We start from the raw sequence: 17,680 nt of genomic DNA, 5'->3' as shown, positions 1-17,680 counted from the left end.
AAATAGTGCAATAGTGGTTTTAATTATTTAATTGTTTGGTTTACTCGATTTTATTTTTACTGGACGACTCATAGTTAGCACTGTACCTATTGATGAGGTAATAATAAAAATAATGGCTAAGCACTGGTAGTGGGTTAGTTGTTCATGCAAAACAATGAGCCCAGAAAGCGCGGCAAAAACAGGCGATAAGCTCATTAATGTACTAAATGTTTGTGCCGGTAATTTTGGTAGTGCAATCATGTCTAATCCATAAGGGATTGCTGATGCTAATAATGAGACCAGAAAAACCATTGGGAGCAATTCCAACGAAAACATGGTACTGCCACTTTGCCAAATTCCAATAGGAAATAAAAAGCACGAAGCAATGACTGATCCAATCGCTACGCTGGCTGAGCCATAAATAGTGCTGGCTTTGCGTCCAAATAAGATGTAACACGCCCAACCACTTCCAGCTAATAGCGCAAATAAAATACCCTTGGGATCTAAATTGCTTGAAGCTTGTTCAATGGGTAAAAGCATAGCCAAGCCAATAATAGCAACACCTAACCAAATAAAATCAAGTACTTTACGCGAGATGCACATCGCCACCATAATTGGCCCCGTGAGTTCAATGGCAACTGCAATACCTAGCGGAATTCTTGCGATTGCGTTGTAAAACGCTAAATTCATACAACCAATTGAAATACCGTATAAAAAAATGTATTTTAGTGCTTGTTTTGTCAGTGTTTTACGCCACGGCTTGAATATTAAAATTAGCATAATTGCTGAAAAAAATAATCGCCAAGCTGTCATCCCTTCAGGCCCTAATACAGGAAACAGATATTTGGCTATTGAGGCACTGCCTTGCACTGAAATCATCGAGATAAAAATTAACAAAACAGGCCAAAACCTTTTAAGCATAAATAATTACCTTAAATTTAATTTATTGTATATGAAACTATTGATAAAAAGTTTCCGATAACTATGTGTTTGAGTATAAAAATATACTATCAATTGATTTGTTGGCTAGTTAGTTTTCTCTTTTTACTGACAATAAGGCAAGATCTTGTAACGCTTGTTTATAAGGCGAATCAGGTAAAATTGCGATAACGTCAAACGCTTTTTGCGCTTCTTTTTGGGCTGTTTGTAACGTAAAATCTAGCGAACCACATTCGTCCATGATGTTTAAAATGCGATCTAATAATTGTCGACCATTACCTTGCTCTATTGCTTGGCGTATTAATGCCGCATCTTGGGCGTTTTTTGTGTGGTGCATAGCATGTAAAAGCGGTAGAGTGGGCTTGCCTTCGTTAAGATCGTCCCCTAAATTTTTACCTAATTTTTGGATGCTATCAGCGCTATAATCGAGTAGATCATCAATGATTTGAAAGGCTGTGCCTAAATATTTTCCATATTCTTGTAAGGCGAGTTCTTGCTTCTCACTAGCTCCAGCTAGGACAGCAGCAGAATGCGATGTTGCTTCAAATAGACGTGCCGTTTTTCGATAAATTACATCTAAATATTGTTCTTTTGTGATATCTGGATCGTTACAATTAATCAACTGTTGTACTTCACCTTCAGCTATTACATTGGTTGCAGCCGACATGATCGTCAATACTTTAAACGATTCTGTACGTACCATCATTTGAAAAGAGCGTGTGTAAATATAATCGCCAACTAATACGCTCGCGGCATTGCCAAAAAGTGCATTGGCGGTTGATTTGCCTCGGCGTAAATCGGATTCGTCAACAACATCATCATGCAATAAGGTGGCGGTATGAATAAATTCAATAAAAGCAGCAGTGATAATATGTTTATCGCCTTGGTAGTTGAGTGCTTTGGCTATTAATAATGCGATAACAGGACGTATACGTTTGCCACCACTACTAATGATGTAATTGCCTAATTGATTAATTAAAGCCACATCAGAAGTTAGTTCTGCCTGTATTGCCTCATTTACTTTGACTAAATCATTTTTAACAAGATCGAGTATTTGATTCATTGATGGAGTATTCATCAGCCTAACCACTACAAATAATAGATATTTATTTTCTATTATCTGATAAATATCTTTATGCAACAAGGTATCATCCATCTTATTTTAAAATAATACTACAAATGATAAGCATTTTCATTTAGAATAACTGTCATTAAGTTAAATATGATTATTATTATGAAGATTAACTTTGATATAGATCTCGATGATACTAAGACCCCTTTGAGTCCAATTAAAAAAAAACCTAAAAACACCTATGTATGTACATCAGTTTCTGTATTGTCGCATCTGATCTTATTTGCTCTGCTCTTTAGTTCTGTCTTGTTTGCTAAAAATGTTGCTGTTGATGAAGGCGATAATGCGATTAAAGCTATTATGGTCGATCTATCGCAATTTGCCGCCCCTGAACAATCATTAGTTGAAAATACCCCTGAAATTCAAGGTGCGGAAAATAGTGAACTGATCGATAACAAACAAATTGAAGAAAAACCAGTTGATCCTGTTGTTGAACCTGAAGTAGTTAAGGAAGAAAATCCTGAATCTATTCTCGAAAAAATATCCGATAAATCAACGGTTGAACCCCAAAAGGAAGTTGTAGTAAAAAAAGAGAAAAAGCCGAAAAAAAAGCGCAGGCCAGTCCAAAAAGCTTCTCATAAACAAGTTAGGCAAGAAGTGGTTAGTGATAATTTGGCAAATACCTCTGTTGCACCCAAACTTTCAGATAATCGCCAATATTCAGGTAATCCTTCTCCAATTAGACGGAATCAACCTGAGTATCCACGCCGAGCGCTTGATATGCGCTTAGAAGGCTACGTGGTAGCAATGTTTGATATTAACAGCGATGGGCGAGTTGAAAATATTCGCATTGTTGAAGCAAATCCTAATAATATATTTAATCGTTCGGTAATAAATGCCATGAAAACTTGGAAGTACAAACCAATTCCAGCAAAAGACCTAAAAATTAGAATTATTTTTAACCGTGATAAATCAATTAAGTTGGATTAATAATTAGGTAGATGAAAACAAAAAACCGTAATTTTTATTTTAAAAATTACGGTAACGACACAATTAATGAGTAAATTTATTTTCCATTAATTTTTCAATTTCGGCTGGATCTTTTGGAACATCACCTGTCAAAACTTCATTTCCTGTGTCAGTAATTAAAATGTTATCTTCGATCCGAATACCGATACCTTTATATTGTGCTGGTACATCTGATTCTTGATTAATATAAAGCCCTGGTTCAACGGTCAATACCATTCCTGGCTCTAAAATTCGATCTCGTCCACTACCAACATCATGCACATCAATACCTAACCAATGGCCTAAACCGTGCATGTAATATTGTGTATAAGCTTTATTAGCAATTAAGCTATCAACATCACCTTGCATAATCCCGAGTTTTACTAAACCTTCTACCATCGTTCTTACAACTTGATTATTGACTTCCATAATTGAAGTGCCCGGTTTAAATAATTTAATGGCTTGATATTGTGATGCTAAAACGATGTTATAAATTTCAAGTTGAGCGTGGTTAAATTTGCCATTGATAGGAAAAGTGCGAGTTATATCGCCTGCATAGTACTGATATTCACAACCCGCATCAATTAAAACTAAATCGCCATCTTTTAACTGCTGACTATTATTTTCATAATGCAGTATACATCCATTATTACCACTACCAACAATGGTGTTATAAGATGGTGCTCGTGCACCATGCCAAGCAAATTCGTGTAAAATTTCGGATTCTAGCTGGTATTCAAACATAGTTGGCTGACATTTTTGCATAGCGCGAACATGTGCTTTAGCACTAATTTGACAAGCTTGGCGTAAAATAGCCATTTCAAAGTCAGATTTAAACATGCGCATTTCATGAACTAGCGGTCGCCAATCAATCATGCAATTGGGTGCGGAAAGATTCAATTTATTACCTTTTCGCAACGTTTCCATCGCATTATCAACAATGTTATCAGCATAATCATATTGTTGATCAGCATGATAGATTGCTGTTTTACCATTCAATATATCAGGCAATATGGTAGCAATTTCATCAAATGCATAGGCTTCATCAACAAAAATAGCATCTAGCGCTGCTTGTTGTCCTAAGCGGTAACCAGTCCAAGTTTCGGCTAACGGATCTTTTTTGCGATTAAATAACACAAATTTAGTTGAATTATCTTGTTGTTTAACAATAATAAAAACTGCTTCTGGCTCAGCAAAAAGCGTAAAATACCAAAAATCACTATTTTGTCGATAGGGGTAATTTGTGTCATTACTGCGTGTCATTTCAGGGGCTGCAAAAAAAAGTGCAACGCTATTTGCCGTCATTTGGTCTAATAGTTTTTCCCGTCGTGTCAATAGTTCTGTTTTGATATTGCTGTTTATCATAGTTATGGCCTTATTTTATGGGATGTAATTATTAACATTAATTAATGAATCGTTGTAGCTATATCGGGCTCGTTAAACTCATCAAAACAGAGCATAGCAGTTATACGAACATACTCTTTAATTTCTTCAAATGCAAAACCAAGTTCTTGTTGATCTTCACTTTCATCATAACCCAATTTAACAATTTGGCGTAGATCATAGATTGCTTCACCAACATCACCTTTAAGGTGATTTATTTTTGGCTGTGCAATTCCAATACCAAGCAAAAAGTGATTCACCCAGCCAACCAAATCATCAATTTGCGTAAACAAGTCATGATGACTAAGCAACAGCTCAAATTCAAAATTTTCATTAAAAAATTGTTGTTTTGTTAATTGATAAAGCGTTTTTATTTGCTCATCTAATCGCTCATCAATCTCCTGTCCATTATTCAACATATCTTTAACTAAGGAACGCCAACTTTCGTCATGATTACCACCGGCTAAAATTCCAGAAAGAAAACCATGAAACTCAGCAGCGGTAATACCGAATTTATTTTGAATTAGTTGACGATTAAATTCGTCGTAATTAATAGCATCAGACATAAACTCCACCTTAATTTTGTAATATCACTAAAAATGCACTCTGCACTTTCTTTGATTATTAGTATATAATCCGTATCCAATTGCAAATAATAAACAGGTTACTGTGCTTTATAAAGGAATTATTTTGAACATTGTTAGGTTAATTGCCAAATTACCTCTGCAACGATTAAGTCTATTATGTTTTTCAGGATTAGTGTTTTTGCTAGCATCCTGTAGTTCATTTTTACCTAATAAAGGTGTCATTATCCTTGATGTACAGGATAAAATACAGACCAATGTAACCAGTCAAGATTTACCTAAATCATATAAAATGGGTAATGGTGAACAAGAATTACAGCGATTTGAAACTTTCTGTAAAGAGGAAATTCACGCCTCACAACTTGATGGTAGTGAAGAAATTGTGTTTGAAAACATCAAACATGGAATCCATGGACAGGTAGAATTTAAAAAATGTAGTGATAGAATCACTCGTATCTACCGATATTAATAAAATAGTATTAATAAAAGATAGCTATCTTTATAAATTAAAGCTAATAAGATTGAGTTAATATAAAAGATATATGAAAAATCTTACTAGCCTTTCAGACAGTTTTTATTTATATTGGTCGCTAGAATGAAAATATTTTTGGGAGTAACAATAATATGTACAAACAAGATGTAACCATTACTGCATCTAATGGTCTTCATACTCGCCCTGCTGCGCAATTTGTGAAAGAAGCCAAAAACTTTAATGCAGAAATTACTGTCACATCTAATGGTAAAAGTGCAAGTGCTAAAAGCCTATTTAAATTACAAACATTAGGTTTGACACAAGGCACAATTATTACCATCGCAGCCGAAGGTGAAGATGAAAAAGAAGCAGTTGATCATTTAGTAAAATTAATTCCTGAATTGGAATAATAACTCTCGATTAGCTATGAAAGGTTTTGAAATTGAATAAGGATTAAATGTTATGGTATCAGGTATACTTGTTTCCCCCGGGATCGCTTTTGCTAAAGCGTTATTACTAAAAGAAGAACCAATTGTTATTAATAATAGACAAATTGTTGATAATAAAATTGACTCTGAAATCGAACGTTTCAAGGCTGCTCGAGAAAAATCAAGTGAACAGTTACACGCAATTATGGAGCGCGCAAAATCAACATTAGGCGAAGATAAAGCTGCTATTTTTGAAGGGCATATCATGCTTCTTGAAGATGAAGATCTTGAACAAGAAGTGATTTCTCGTATTCAAAGCAAACATTCAAGTGCAGACGCTGCGGTCCAATCTGTTTTTGAAACTCAAGCTAAAGAATTAGAAAACTTAGATGATGAATATTTAAAAGAGCGTGCTGCCGATATTCGTGATATCGGTAAACGATTACTTAAAAATATTTTAGGTATCGAAATTGTTGACTTGAGTGCAATAAGCCAACCATGTGTTTTAGTTGCTACTGACTTAACACCATCAGAAACCGCGCAATTAAACTTAGACATGGTATTAGGTTTTATTACTGACGCAGGTGGCCGTACTTCACACACATCAATTATGGCTCGCTCTTTGGAAATCCCTGCTATTGTTGGTACATCTAATGCTACGCAAGAGATCAAACATGGTGATTTTATTATTTTAGATGCAATAAATAATGCTATTTATATTAATCCAGATCACAGCACTCAAGAAAAACTAAAACAAGTTCAGACAAAATACATTGCCGATAAAGAAGAATTGGCAAAATTAAAAGATTTACCTGCTGTCACACTTGATGGTCATCAAGTAGAAATTTGTAGTAACATCGGTACTGTTCGTGATATTGCTGGAGCTGAGCGTAATGGCTACGAGGGGGTTGGGCTTTATCGTACTGAATTTTTATTCATGGATCGTGAAGCATATCCAAACGAAGAGGAACAATTTAAGGCCTACAAAGAAGTTGCTGAAGCAGCTAATGGCCTATCAATTATTGTTCGAACCATGGATATTGGTGGTGATAAAGATGTACCTTATATGCATTTACCAAAAGAAGAAAATCCATTCTTAGGTTGGCGAGCAATTCGAATCTGTTTAGATCGTAAAGAAGTACTTCATGCACAATTACGCGCAATTTTGCGTGCATCAGCATTTGGTAAATTACGCATTATGTTCCCTATGATTATTTCTGTTGAAGAAATCCGAACATTAAAATCCGAAATCAATACTCTTAAAGAACAATTGACTGCTGAAGGAAAATCATTTGATAAAAATATTGAAATCGGTGTAATGATTGAAACTCCAGCTGCAGCTGTGATTGCACATCACTTAGCCAAGGAAGTAGACTTTTTTAGTATCGGTACCAATGACTTAACACAATATACGCTTGCCGTTGACCGTGGTAATGAATTAATTTCTCATCTTTATAATCCGTTTTCGCCTTCAGTGTTAACGCTGATTAAAAATGTTATCGATGCTTCTCATAAAGAAGGTAAATGGACAGGTATGTGTGGAGAGCTTGCCGGTGATGAAAGAGCCACAATCTTATTGCTCGGCATGGGACTTGATGAATTTAGTATGAGTGCAGTATCAATTCCTAAAATCAAAAAATTAATTCGCAATACTAACTATGAAGAAGCGAAAAAATTTGCTGATACTGTATTAGAAAAAGCAACTTCTAAAGAAATTATTGATTTAATTGAAAATTACACTGCTGAAAAGCAAATTTGTTAGGAGGCAATAATGGGTCTATTCGATAAAATTAAGCAATTCGTATCCGATGATAATAAAAACAGCATCGAGATTATTGCTCCCTTAAGTGGCGAAATTGTCAAAATCGAAGATGTACCAGATGTGGTTTTTGCTGAAAAAATCGTTGGTGATGGGGTAGCAATTAAACCTTCTGGTAATAAAATTGTCGCTCCATTAAGTGGAAAAATAGGCAAAATTTTCGAAACCAACCACGCTTTTGCTATAGAATCGGATGAAGGCATTGAGCTTTTTGTTCACTTTGGTATTGATACAGTAGAACTAAAAGGTGAAGGCTTCAAACGAGTTGCTGAAGAAGGTCAGCAGGTAAAAGTAGGTGATACCATTATTGAAATTGATTTACCTCTACTTGAAAGCAAAGCTAAATCCGTATTAACTCCGGTAGTTATTTCTAATATGGAAACCATAATAGAATTAAATAAATTATCTGGCTCTGTCGAAGCAGGTAAAACTCCAATAATGCGTGTGAAAAAATAATTTTTTCACTATTATAAAAAACCTTCAGTTTTAGCTGAAGGTTTTTTTATATTATAACTTATCTTATTTTAATAATACTTAACGCCATTTTTTGTATTGGTTGATTAAGCTATTGGTTGAATCATCGTGAGAGCTAACTGGTTTATCATCTGCTAATTCAGGTAAAATACGTCCAGCAAGTTGTTTACCAAGTTCAACACCCCATTGATCAAAACTAAATATATTAAGAATAACTCCTTGAGTAAAGATTTTATGCTCATACATCGCAACTAAGGCACCAAGAGCATAAGGTGTAATTTTTTTCACTAATATTGAATTAGTTGGTTTATTACCTTCAAATACTTTAAATGGTACAACAGACTTCACTTCATCAAGATTTTTCCCTGCAGCTATGAACTCTTGCTCGACCTGCTCTTTTGTTTTACCAAAAGCTAAAGCTTCAGTTTGAGCAAAAAAGTTAGATAATAATTTTGGGTGATGATCTCCAACTGGATTATGGCTTATTGCTGGTGCAATAAAATCACAAGGGATGAGTTTAGTACCTTGGTGAATTAATTGATAAAATGCATGTTGACCATTGGTTCCTGGTTCGCCCCAAATAATTGGACCTGTTGTGTAAGGTGTTTTATTACCGTTGCGATCGACACTTTTACCATTTGACTCCATATTTCCTTGTTGGAAATAAGCCGCAAAACGGTGCATGTACTGATCATATGGTAAAATAGCTTCGGTTTCGGCACCACAAAAATTGTTGTACCAAATACCAATTAATGCCAGTAACGTTGGGATATTTTTATCAATTGGTGCGCTTTGGAAGTGCTTATCCATCGCATGACCACCGGCTAAAAATTGTTTGAAGTTATCAAAACCAATTGATAAAACAATCGATAAGCCAATTGCCGACCAAGATGAATAACGTCCACCAACCCAATCCCAAAATTCAAACATATTAGCTGTATCAATACCAAATTTTTCAACTTCTTTAGCATTAGTTGAAAGAGCAACAAAGTGCAAAGCAACTGCTTTATCATCTTTAGCAGTATCAAGTAACCATGCTCGTGCTGTTTGTGCATTTGTCATAGTTTCTTGAGTGGTGAAAGTTTTGGATGCAACCAAAAATAAGGTGGTTTCAGGATTTAAGCCTTTTAACGCTTCAACGATATGTGTGCCATCTACATTTGATACGAAATGCATGTTCAAGTGGTTTTTGTAAGGTCGTAGCGCTTCGGTAATCATTACTGGCCCTAGATCTGAACCACCAATACCAATATTGACCACATCAGTAATGGCTTTACCAGTGTATCCTTTCCATTCACCATTAATGATTTTTTTACTGAATGACTCCATCTTAGCTAAGACAGCGTTAACATCATCCATCACATTTTTACCATCAACATAAATTGGTGTATTTGATACATTACGTAATGCAACATGCAATACAGCCCGATTTTCTGTACGATTAATCTTTTCACCGCTATACATGGCTTTAGTAGCACCAATTAGATCGCATTCATCAGCTAGCTTATAAAGCAATTCTAGCGTCTCTTGTGTCACTCTATTTTTAGATAAATCAACCAAAAACTCTTCTTCAAAAGGAATAGTAAGTTTTTCAACGCGTTTCGGTTCTTCTTTCAAAATTTGTGCAATGGTTTTATTGTAGTGTTTTTCGTAACTAGCTTGAAGGGATTTCCAAGATTGGGTTGTTGTTGGATCAATTGATTTTAACATAATTTATTCCTTAAATAACATTATATTCCTTTCATAATATAACTAAGCCTAAAATGATGCAAGTTAATGATCTTATCAGTAAAAATAAGTTTAATAGGAAATAATAGATACTATGTTCTTTAATCAAAGTACATAAAATACAGCATTAAATTAAAATAGAACTTACCCTAAATTTTGTATCTATCAATTAAAGTTTAGCTACAACTAAAAACTATTACCGTTATTAAAATATCTTTCTTATCGGCAATATCATATTTTATGATCTGAAAATAATGGATTAGCTGTAATAGATAATACCTTAACTAGGTAAATTATTTTTACATCGTTATTTCATCTAATGACAAACTAAAACTAGGTAGAAAAGCATCTAAAAAATAGTCCATTTCAGGGCTGCTGCGTTCAGATAAAGTTTTCTTTAAACGTTGTTCTGCTAATTTAAATTCATTATTACCAGCACTCAATTCTTCAATCGTTTTAAGATAGGCACATAATGCATCAGCCTGTTTTACAATACTTTTTTCTGCTTCGTTATAAAAATCATCATCAATGAGTGTTTTAAAATCTTCCTGTAGATATTTTGGAAGCATATTGATAAGTTTATGCTGTGCTATTTTTTCAATCTTTTTATATTCAATCGTTATTTGTGGATTGTAATACTTTGTTGGTGTTGGTAGATCGCCTGTTATTACTTCTGAAACGTCGTGGTACATTGCCAGCAATGCAATTCTTTCTGGATTAACATTTCCATTAAATTTCTTGTTTTTAATTATTGCTAAAGCATGTGCAACAAAAGCAACCTGTAAACTATGCTCTGATACATTTTCAGTTCTTACATTACGCATTAAAGGCCAACGATTAATTAATTTTAATCGTGATAAATGAGCAAAAAAATGACTGTTATTCATATTACTATCTCTTTAATATAAAATAAAAACGCTCCTATTAAAAACAGGAGCGTCTATAATATAAAATGTTACTTATTATTTTACGCGAGAATAAGCTGTTGGGTACCCAATGCAAGTGGTACAGTTTGCTCTTCTGTAAATGTGATATATTCCCATGCATTTTGTTTTGCTAGCAATGCTTGCAATAATTGATTATTCAATGCATGACCTGATTTATAACAAACAACTTCACCAATTATATTGTGACCGCTCATATATAAATCACCGATAGTATCAAGCATTTTGTGACGCACAAACTCATCTTCAAAACGCAAACCATCTTCATTAAGCACTTTATAATCATCAACAACAATTGCACAATCTAAACTACCACCTAGGCATAAACCTTTAGATTGTAATGCTTCAATATCACGCATAAAACCAAATGTTCTAGCACGGCTGATTTGACGAATAAACGATTCAGACGAAAAATCTAGTTGATAACGTTGTGAACTACTGTCGATAGCCGGATGTTGAAAATCAATAGTGAAATCCAGTTTAAAGCCACTATAAGGCCTTACTTCAGCCCATTTATCACCATTTTCAACTCGAACTGTTTCTTTTACACACAAAAACTTTTTAAGTGCGTTTTGTTCAGCAATACCAGCATCAAGCAATAAATAAACAAATGGACTTGCACTACCATCCATAATTGGTATTTCAGGGGCATTAACTTCAATAATAATATTATCAATGCCTAGCCCTGCTAGTGCAGCATTAATATGCTCAACAGTAGAAATACGAACATTATCTTCATTTATCAAACAAGTACAAAGCATTGTATCACGCACAGATTTTGCATCCACGGGAAAATCCACATATGGATTTAAATCAGTACGACGGTAAATTATACCTGTATTTTCAGGCGCAGGACGTAATGTCAAAGTAACTTTTTTGCCGGTATGTAAACCAACACCAGTTGCTTGAATAGTCTTTTTTAATGTTCTTTGTTTCACTTTGCACCTACTTTTTTATTTGTTCCTATTGATTTTGACAATAAAAAATCAAATAAGTTCAACTTTACTTTAATTTGCTTGCTTCCGTATGAAAGCAGGAATATCTAAAATCTCACGATTATCAAGAGGAGAAACCGTTGGCTCATTAACAACTTTAGCTAATTTCTCTTCTGATTGTCCTAACTCATTATTTTGGCCAAATAATCCATTATGTGGTGGAATCGTTTTAGGCATTTTAACTTCTGGACGTTTATCTATACCAATGCCAGTTGCAACCACTGTTACTCGAATTTCATCAGACATATCAGGATCAAAAGTTGTACCAACAACAACTGTCGCATTGTCAGAAGCAAATGCACGAACCGTACTACCAACAGTTTCAAACTCTTCTAAACCAAGATCTAATCCTGCAGTTACATTTACCAATACGCCTCGAGCACCAGATAAATCAATATCTTCAAGTAATGGACTAGAAATTGCCATTTCAGCGGCTTCTTCAGCTCGATTATCACCACTAGCTCGGCCAGAGCCCATCATTGCATATCCCATTTCAGACATTACTGTTCTTACGTCAGCAAAGTCAACATTGATATGACCAGGTTTAGTGATAAGCTCAGCTATACCTTGTACCGCACCTTTTAAAACACCATTAGCTGCCGCAAAAGCGTCAAGTAATTTCACTCCACGACCTAATACTTTTAATAATTTGTCATTTGGAATAGTTATCAGTGAATCAACATGTTTCGCTAATTCAGCAATACCCTGCTCAGCAAAGGCCATACGCTTTTTGCCTTCGAAGCCAAAAGGCTTAGTAACAACAGCGACAGTTAGTATACCTAACTCTTTTGCTATTTCAGCAACTACCGGTGCAGCACCTGTTCCTGTGCCCCCACCCATACCAGCTGCGATGAAAACCATATCAGCTCCTTCAATAGCACTACGGATGACCTCGCGATCTTCCTCAGCTGAGTTCCTACCAACTTCTGGATTAGCACCAGCACCAAGTCCTTTAGTTACATTAGTACCAATTTGGATAGTTTGACCTACCTTAATTCTTTTTAATGCCTGCGCATCTGTATTTGCCGCAAAAAATTCAACACCTTCAATATGCTCGGCAATCATATGCTCGACGGCATTACCACCGCCACCACCGACACCAATAACTTTAATGACTGCTGCTGGTTCATCATCTGCAACCATAGGCTCAAACATAACTTATCTCCAAATTTACGATCTTGAAACATTGTACAGATAATCATCTACAATGTCCACGAAGTTCTTGAAATATATTAGCTAAAATTCTTTTTTAAACCAACCGGTCAATCGTTTAGCTATCCCTTTTAATGATGATTTATTACTATCTTTAGCATCATCATTTAATAAACTCTGTTTTCCATAATGTAATAACCCTATAGTTGTTGAACAATATGGTTTTTGTACATAATCAGTTAACCCTGATATATTTAGTGGTTGCCCAATACGAACTTGATTTTGAAAAACTTTTTCAGCACACTCAACCATTCCTTTTATTTGAGCAGCTCCACCTGTTAATACAATACCTGCTGCTAATTGGTATTTAATATTTTGTTTTTTAAGTTCATCTTGTAGTGTAAGTAATTCTTTTTTTACCAATAAAAGAAGCTCGGAATAGCGAGGCTCAATTACATCAACAAGGGTTTGGCGTTGCAATGAACGAGAAGGCCTACCGCCAACACTTGGTACATCAATAACTTCATCTTTACCAATCAGTGAACCAACAGCGCATCCATAACGAATTTTAATATTTTCAGCATCCATCGGTGGTGCACCAAATGCATAGGCAATATCACTAGTAACAACATTACCAGCATATGGAATTACAACAGAATGACGTAAAGCACCTCCAGTATAAACTGTCACATCCATTGTGCCCCCCCCCATATCAATAACACAAACCCCTAATTCTTTTTCATCATCGGTTAAAACAGCATAACTAGAAGCTAACCCTGAAAAAATAAGTTGATCGACTTTCAATCCGCAACGTTCAACAGCTTTAACAATATTTCTAGCCATATCATTATGACAAGTGACTAAATGAACTTTAGCTTTCATTCTTACGCCAGATAGGCCGATAGGGTTTTTAATACCTTCTTGTAAATCAATAGAATATTCTTGTGCAATAACGTGCAATATACGATGCTCATCTAGAATTCTGACCGATTTTGCAGTATGAACAACATTGTCGACGTCTTCTGCTGTTACTTCTTCATCCGCTATTGGCACCATGCCTATTTCATTTTGACAACGAATGTGTTTACCTGAAAGGCTTAGATATACTGAAGATATTTGGCAATCCGCCATTAGTTCAGCTTGTTCAACTGCTCGTTGGATTGATTTTACGACGGCCTCTAGATCGTTAACCCCTCCTTTATCAACCCCTTTTGATGGACAGTGTCCTACTCCAATAATATTAATAATACCATCGGGAAGAACCTCGCCAACAAGAGCAAGTACTTTAGAGGTACCAACTTCTAGTCCAACAACCAATTTTTTTTCTGTTGCTTTCATACTTCAGCCTTAATTTATTCCTTTCTGCACCATTTTTTCTTTTTGCACTGAAATACCATTTTCGTAACGTAAATCAGCGACCATTATTCTTTCATTTTCTGGCAACCGTGATTGAATTTCAGGAAATAATTTAATAAATTGTTGATATCGCTGTTCAATATTTTCATTGCCTAACAATAGCTTTATTTCCTGATTTTCAAGGCAAAAACCCGATACACACGGTTCCACCATTAATTGCCATGCATTTCTTTCATCAGTTATAGCCACTTTAATTTGTAATGCTAACTGATTATTCACTAGTTTTTTGGAAAGACTCTCTAATTTATAATAAGTTTCTAAAGCCGATTTGGCCTTACCTTCAGGGCCATATAGCCTTGGCAATTGTAGTTTAGTAATACGGTCAAGTGGTACACTAAAAATATTGCCATTTTCATCAAGTAAAAATAGATCATTCCAATAAAGCGCAGGTCTATACTCCTCCACATAGACAATTAACCTATTAGGCCACTGTTTACGCACACTTGTTTTTTTAACCCATGGAAATCGCATCACTTCTTGTTGGATATCATTCACGTCTTGTCCAATATAAGTGTTAGGTAATCCTAATCCAAGAATGGCCTCACGAAGATCATTCTCAGTTGTATAAGTATATTCACCACTTAATGTTAATTGTGATAATACCATTTGTTCGGGATCATCCATCCAATTTTTGAAGCTTTGAACAACCCAAATACAAATAAAAATAATTATAATAAAGAACAAAAATCCAATTAATTGTTCAGTATTACGAAAGATAAGCAATCGCCTTCTATTTTTATCTTCTCGTCTATGCGCTGCCTGCCTAACTTGCTTCATAAAATAAGGTCAATTATAGTGTTGCCAAATTTAAAATTCTGGCCACAAGTTCATTAAATGACCAACCATATTGTTTGGCTGCCATTGGCACTAAACTATGATCTGTCATACCTGGCGCTGTATTAACTTCAAGCAAATACGGATTTTGATTAGCATCAAATATAATATCTACTCGTCCCCAACCTCTACAACCCACAGCTTTATAAGCCTCTAATGCTAATTTACTAATCTCTTGTTCTTTATTATCTGGCAATCCACTAGGACAAAAATATTGCGTTGAGTTCGATAAATACTTTGCATCATAATCATAAAATTCAGTAGTGGGTTGGATGCGAATTGTAGGTAAAACATCTTCGCCTACAATTGCAACTGTAAATTCTGGACCTGCTAAAAATGACTCAACCATTACAATGCTATCATATTTGAAAGCTACATTAATAGCAGACTGTAATTCAGATGCTTCATTAACTCTGGTCATTCCCACACTTGAACCTTCATGGCTTGGTTTTACAAACAATGGTAAACCAAGTTGTTTAACAATAGCATCTGTATCAATTGATTGTGATTTTTCTATTATAACATAATCAGCAACAGGTAAATTAAGTGATTTCCACACTAATTTAGTTTTTAACTTATCCATTGTTAATGCAGATGATAAAACATCACTACCTGTATAAGGAATATTTTGATAAGTCAAAATCGCTTGAATAATACCATCTTCCCCACCACGTCCGTGTAAAATAATAAAAGCTTTTGTATAACCTTCTTCTTTTAAATTGGTAATAGGATGATATTGGGGATCAATAAGATGCGCATCAATATCATTTGCCAACAATCCTGCATGCACAGCTTTACCTGACTTAAGTGATACTTCTCGTTCAGCAGAGGTACCACCATATAATACAGCAACTTTATCAACCATTTTTATAAAACCTGTTTTGAGAATAATTGAGTTTGGGTTAATTGGCGCGCAATACGGCCAACACTACCAGCCCCTTGTGTAATTAATAAATCACCACCTTGTAATACTTCTTGCATAATTTCAGGTAGCAAATCTAAATCCGAAACATAAATTGGGTCAACTTTGCCTCGATTACGTATTGAACGACATAAAGATCGGCTGTCTGCCCCAATAATAGGCTGTTCTCCCGCCGAATAAACATCTAACATTACAAGCGTATCGACTTGAGAAAGGACTTGTGCAAAATCATCAAATAGATCGCGAGTACGTGTATATCGATGGGGTTGAAATAACATTACAAGCCGTCGATCAGGCCAACCATTTTTTGCGGCCTGAATTGTTGCATTAACTTCACTAGGATGATGACCATAATCATCAACCACCATAATATCACCACCGTCAACATGAGGAAATACACCTAATACATCAAAACGTCGGTTAGTGCCAGCAAATTTAGCCAGTGCGTTGATAATTGATTCATCATCAATGCCATCTTCAGTTGCAGCAATAATTGCGGCTACCGAATTTAAGGCATTATGTTTTCCGGGCGCATTTAGTTTAATCTGCAAATCTGGGCAGTTTGGGCGACAAACGGTGTAATAACTGACTCCTTGTTTTTGACGATAATTTTTAATGACAACATCAGCTTCTTCACTAAACCCATACGTAATAATTTTACGTCCCACAATCGGTAATAATTCACGATTAATAGAATCGTCGTAACACATAATAGCTAAGCCATAAAATGGAAGATTACGTAAAAATGAAATAAATGTTTGTTTAAGATTATCAACACTTCCTTGATATGTATCCATATGGTCTGGCTCGATATTTGTTACAATAGAGGCCATTGGTTGCAAATGAAGAAATGATGCATCGCTTTCATCTGCTTCAGCAATAAAATAACGACTATTACCTAATCTAGCATGTGTTCCTGCCGCCTTAACTAAGCCACCATTGACAAATGTTGGATCAAGTTTGGCTTCGGCATAAATAGCAGTAACCATTGCGGTAGTGGTGGTTTTTCCATGTGTACCAGCAATAGCTATTCCATAACGAAAACGCATTAGTTCAGCCAACATTTCAGCTCGTTGAATCACAGGGATACGCGCTTCACGTGCTGCAATTACTTCAACGTTATCTTGTGAAATAGCCGAAGATATAACAACAACACTAGAGTTAAGCACATTTTCAGCAGCGTGACCAATAACAATTTTTGCACCTAATGTTTCAAGATGTTGAGTGACCGCATTTTCTGCAATGTCTGAACCACTGATTTTGTAACCTTCATTAGCTAGAACCTCAGCAATGCCTCCCATACCAGCGCCACCAATCCCCACAAAGTGAATATGTTTGACTCTCTTCATTTCAGGAATGATTGCTCTTAACTCCGCTAAATCCCTTGTATTCACTATTGGACTCCTAAATTCTTCTTTTTATTGTGTAGTGTAATGCCTTATATCATCATGGCTTATTTGTATTGCAATTATTTTTCTTAGCTTAAACAAATTATTGCCCTAGCCACACAGCAACCCTAAATTTTTGAGCA

Annotated in this window: 17 protein-coding genes; 5 read left to right on the top strand and 12 right to left on the bottom strand. The window is 35.3% G+C overall.

All coding sequences use genetic code 11. The features are described from left to right. Positions 1-27 precede the first annotated feature (27 nt). Both A9G35_RS11865 and ispB read right to left on the bottom strand, forming a co-directional pair. The gene (locus A9G35_RS11865; protein WP_065637044.1) at positions 28-900 is read right to left on the bottom strand and encodes an EamA family transporter; all 873 of its coding nucleotides are present in this window, start codon (positions 898-900) and stop codon (positions 28-30) included. A gap of 109 nt (positions 901-1,009) precedes the next feature. Next, the gene (gene ispB, locus A9G35_RS11860; protein WP_065561050.1) at positions 1,010-1,996 is read right to left on the bottom strand and encodes an octaprenyl diphosphate synthase; all 987 of its coding nucleotides are present in this window, start codon (positions 1,994-1,996) and stop codon (positions 1,010-1,012) included. A 156-nt stretch (positions 1,997-2,152) separates the two neighbouring features. Between ispB and A9G35_RS11855 the strand changes: the two genes are divergently transcribed. Further along, on the top strand, positions 2,153-2,980 hold the full coding sequence (locus tag A9G35_RS11855; protein WP_176700369.1) for a TonB family protein: 828 nt from the start codon (positions 2,153-2,155) through the stop codon (positions 2,978-2,980). 63 nt (positions 2,981-3,043) lie between these two features. On the opposite strand, the gene pepP is transcribed toward A9G35_RS11855, so the two are convergent. Both pepP and A9G35_RS11845 read right to left on the bottom strand, forming a co-directional pair. Further along, complete coding sequence (gene pepP / locus A9G35_RS11850) at positions 3,044-4,360, bottom strand: Xaa-Pro aminopeptidase (RefSeq protein ID WP_442903182.1); 1,317 nt, start codon at positions 4,358-4,360, stop codon at positions 3,044-3,046. A gap of 44 nt (positions 4,361-4,404) precedes the next feature. Then, a complete protein-coding gene (locus A9G35_RS11845; RefSeq protein ID WP_065637042.1) occupies positions 4,405-4,947 on the bottom strand; it encodes a UPF0149 family protein in 543 nt (180 codons plus the stop codon). Between the two features lie 124 nt (positions 4,948-5,071). Between A9G35_RS11845 and A9G35_RS11840 the strand changes: the two genes are divergently transcribed. The 4 genes from A9G35_RS11840 (at position 5,072) to crr (ending at position 8,140) form a co-directional block, all read left to right on the top strand. Then, positions 5,072-5,434: a hypothetical protein gene (locus tag A9G35_RS11840; RefSeq protein ID WP_065637041.1), complete on the top strand. Its 363-nt coding sequence runs from the start codon at positions 5,072-5,074 to the stop codon at positions 5,432-5,434. Positions 5,435-5,589: 155 nt separating this feature from the next. Further along, positions 5,590-5,847, top strand: a complete 258-nt coding sequence (gene ptsH, locus A9G35_RS11835) for a phosphocarrier protein Hpr (RefSeq protein ID WP_065637040.1) — start codon at positions 5,590-5,592, stop codon at positions 5,845-5,847. A gap of 52 nt (positions 5,848-5,899) precedes the next feature. After that, positions 5,900-7,627, top strand: coding sequence for a phosphoenolpyruvate-protein phosphotransferase PtsI (gene ptsI, locus A9G35_RS11830; protein WP_065637039.1), 1,728 nt, complete (start codon positions 5,900-5,902; stop codon positions 7,625-7,627). A 9-nt stretch (positions 7,628-7,636) separates the two neighbouring features. Continuing rightward, complete coding sequence (gene crr / locus A9G35_RS11825; RefSeq protein ID WP_034911117.1) at positions 7,637-8,140, top strand: PTS glucose transporter subunit IIA; 504 nt, start codon at positions 7,637-7,639, stop codon at positions 8,138-8,140. Between the two features lie 78 nt (positions 8,141-8,218). Here crr and pgi read toward each other — a convergent pair whose 3' ends face one another. From pgi to murC, 8 genes are all read right to left on the bottom strand, one after another. Further along, positions 8,219-9,868 carry a glucose-6-phosphate isomerase gene (pgi, locus tag A9G35_RS11820; protein ID WP_065637038.1) on the bottom strand — a complete coding sequence of 550 codons (1,650 nt, stop codon included), beginning with the start codon at positions 9,866-9,868 and terminating at the stop codon, positions 8,219-8,221. A 317-nt stretch (positions 9,869-10,185) separates the two neighbouring features. Beyond that, entirely contained in the window at positions 10,186-10,773 is a 588-nt protein-coding gene (gene yfbR, locus A9G35_RS11815) for a 5'-deoxynucleotidase (RefSeq protein ID WP_065637037.1), read from the bottom strand. An 80-nt stretch (positions 10,774-10,853) separates the two neighbouring features. After that, positions 10,854-11,768, bottom strand: coding sequence for a UDP-3-O-acyl-N-acetylglucosamine deacetylase (gene lpxC, locus A9G35_RS11810; RefSeq protein WP_065637036.1), 915 nt, complete (start codon positions 11,766-11,768; stop codon positions 10,854-10,856). Between the two features lie 69 nt (positions 11,769-11,837). Beyond that, a complete protein-coding gene (gene ftsZ / locus A9G35_RS11805) occupies positions 11,838-12,968 on the bottom strand; it encodes a cell division protein FtsZ (protein ID WP_442903181.1) in 1,131 nt (376 codons plus the stop codon). Positions 12,969-13,061: 93 nt separating this feature from the next. Beyond that, positions 13,062-14,315 (bottom strand): cell division protein FtsA, encoded by a 1,254-nt coding sequence (ftsA, locus tag A9G35_RS11800; protein WP_065637034.1) that lies wholly within the window; start codon positions 14,313-14,315, stop codon positions 13,062-13,064. 9 nt (positions 14,316-14,324) lie between these two features. Beyond that, positions 14,325-15,170 carry an FtsQ-type POTRA domain-containing protein gene (locus A9G35_RS11795; RefSeq protein WP_065637033.1) on the bottom strand — a complete coding sequence of 282 codons (846 nt, stop codon included), beginning with the start codon at positions 15,168-15,170 and terminating at the stop codon, positions 14,325-14,327. A 13-nt stretch (positions 15,171-15,183) separates the two neighbouring features. Next, positions 15,184-16,092, bottom strand: coding sequence for a D-alanine--D-alanine ligase (locus tag A9G35_RS11790; protein WP_065637032.1), 909 nt, complete (start codon positions 16,090-16,092; stop codon positions 15,184-15,186). 2 nt (positions 16,093-16,094) lie between these two features. Then, a complete protein-coding gene (murC, locus tag A9G35_RS11785) occupies positions 16,095-17,543 on the bottom strand; it encodes a UDP-N-acetylmuramate--L-alanine ligase (protein ID WP_065637031.1) in 1,449 nt (482 codons plus the stop codon). Positions 17,544-17,680 lie beyond the last annotated feature (137 nt).

The sequence above is a fragment of the Gilliamella sp. Choc5-1 genome (genome assembly GCF_001690595.1).
Lineage (GTDB): Bacteria > Pseudomonadota > Gammaproteobacteria > Enterobacterales > Orbaceae > Gilliamella > Gilliamella apicola_M.
This window is presented reverse-complemented; position numbering and strand designations above follow the sequence as displayed.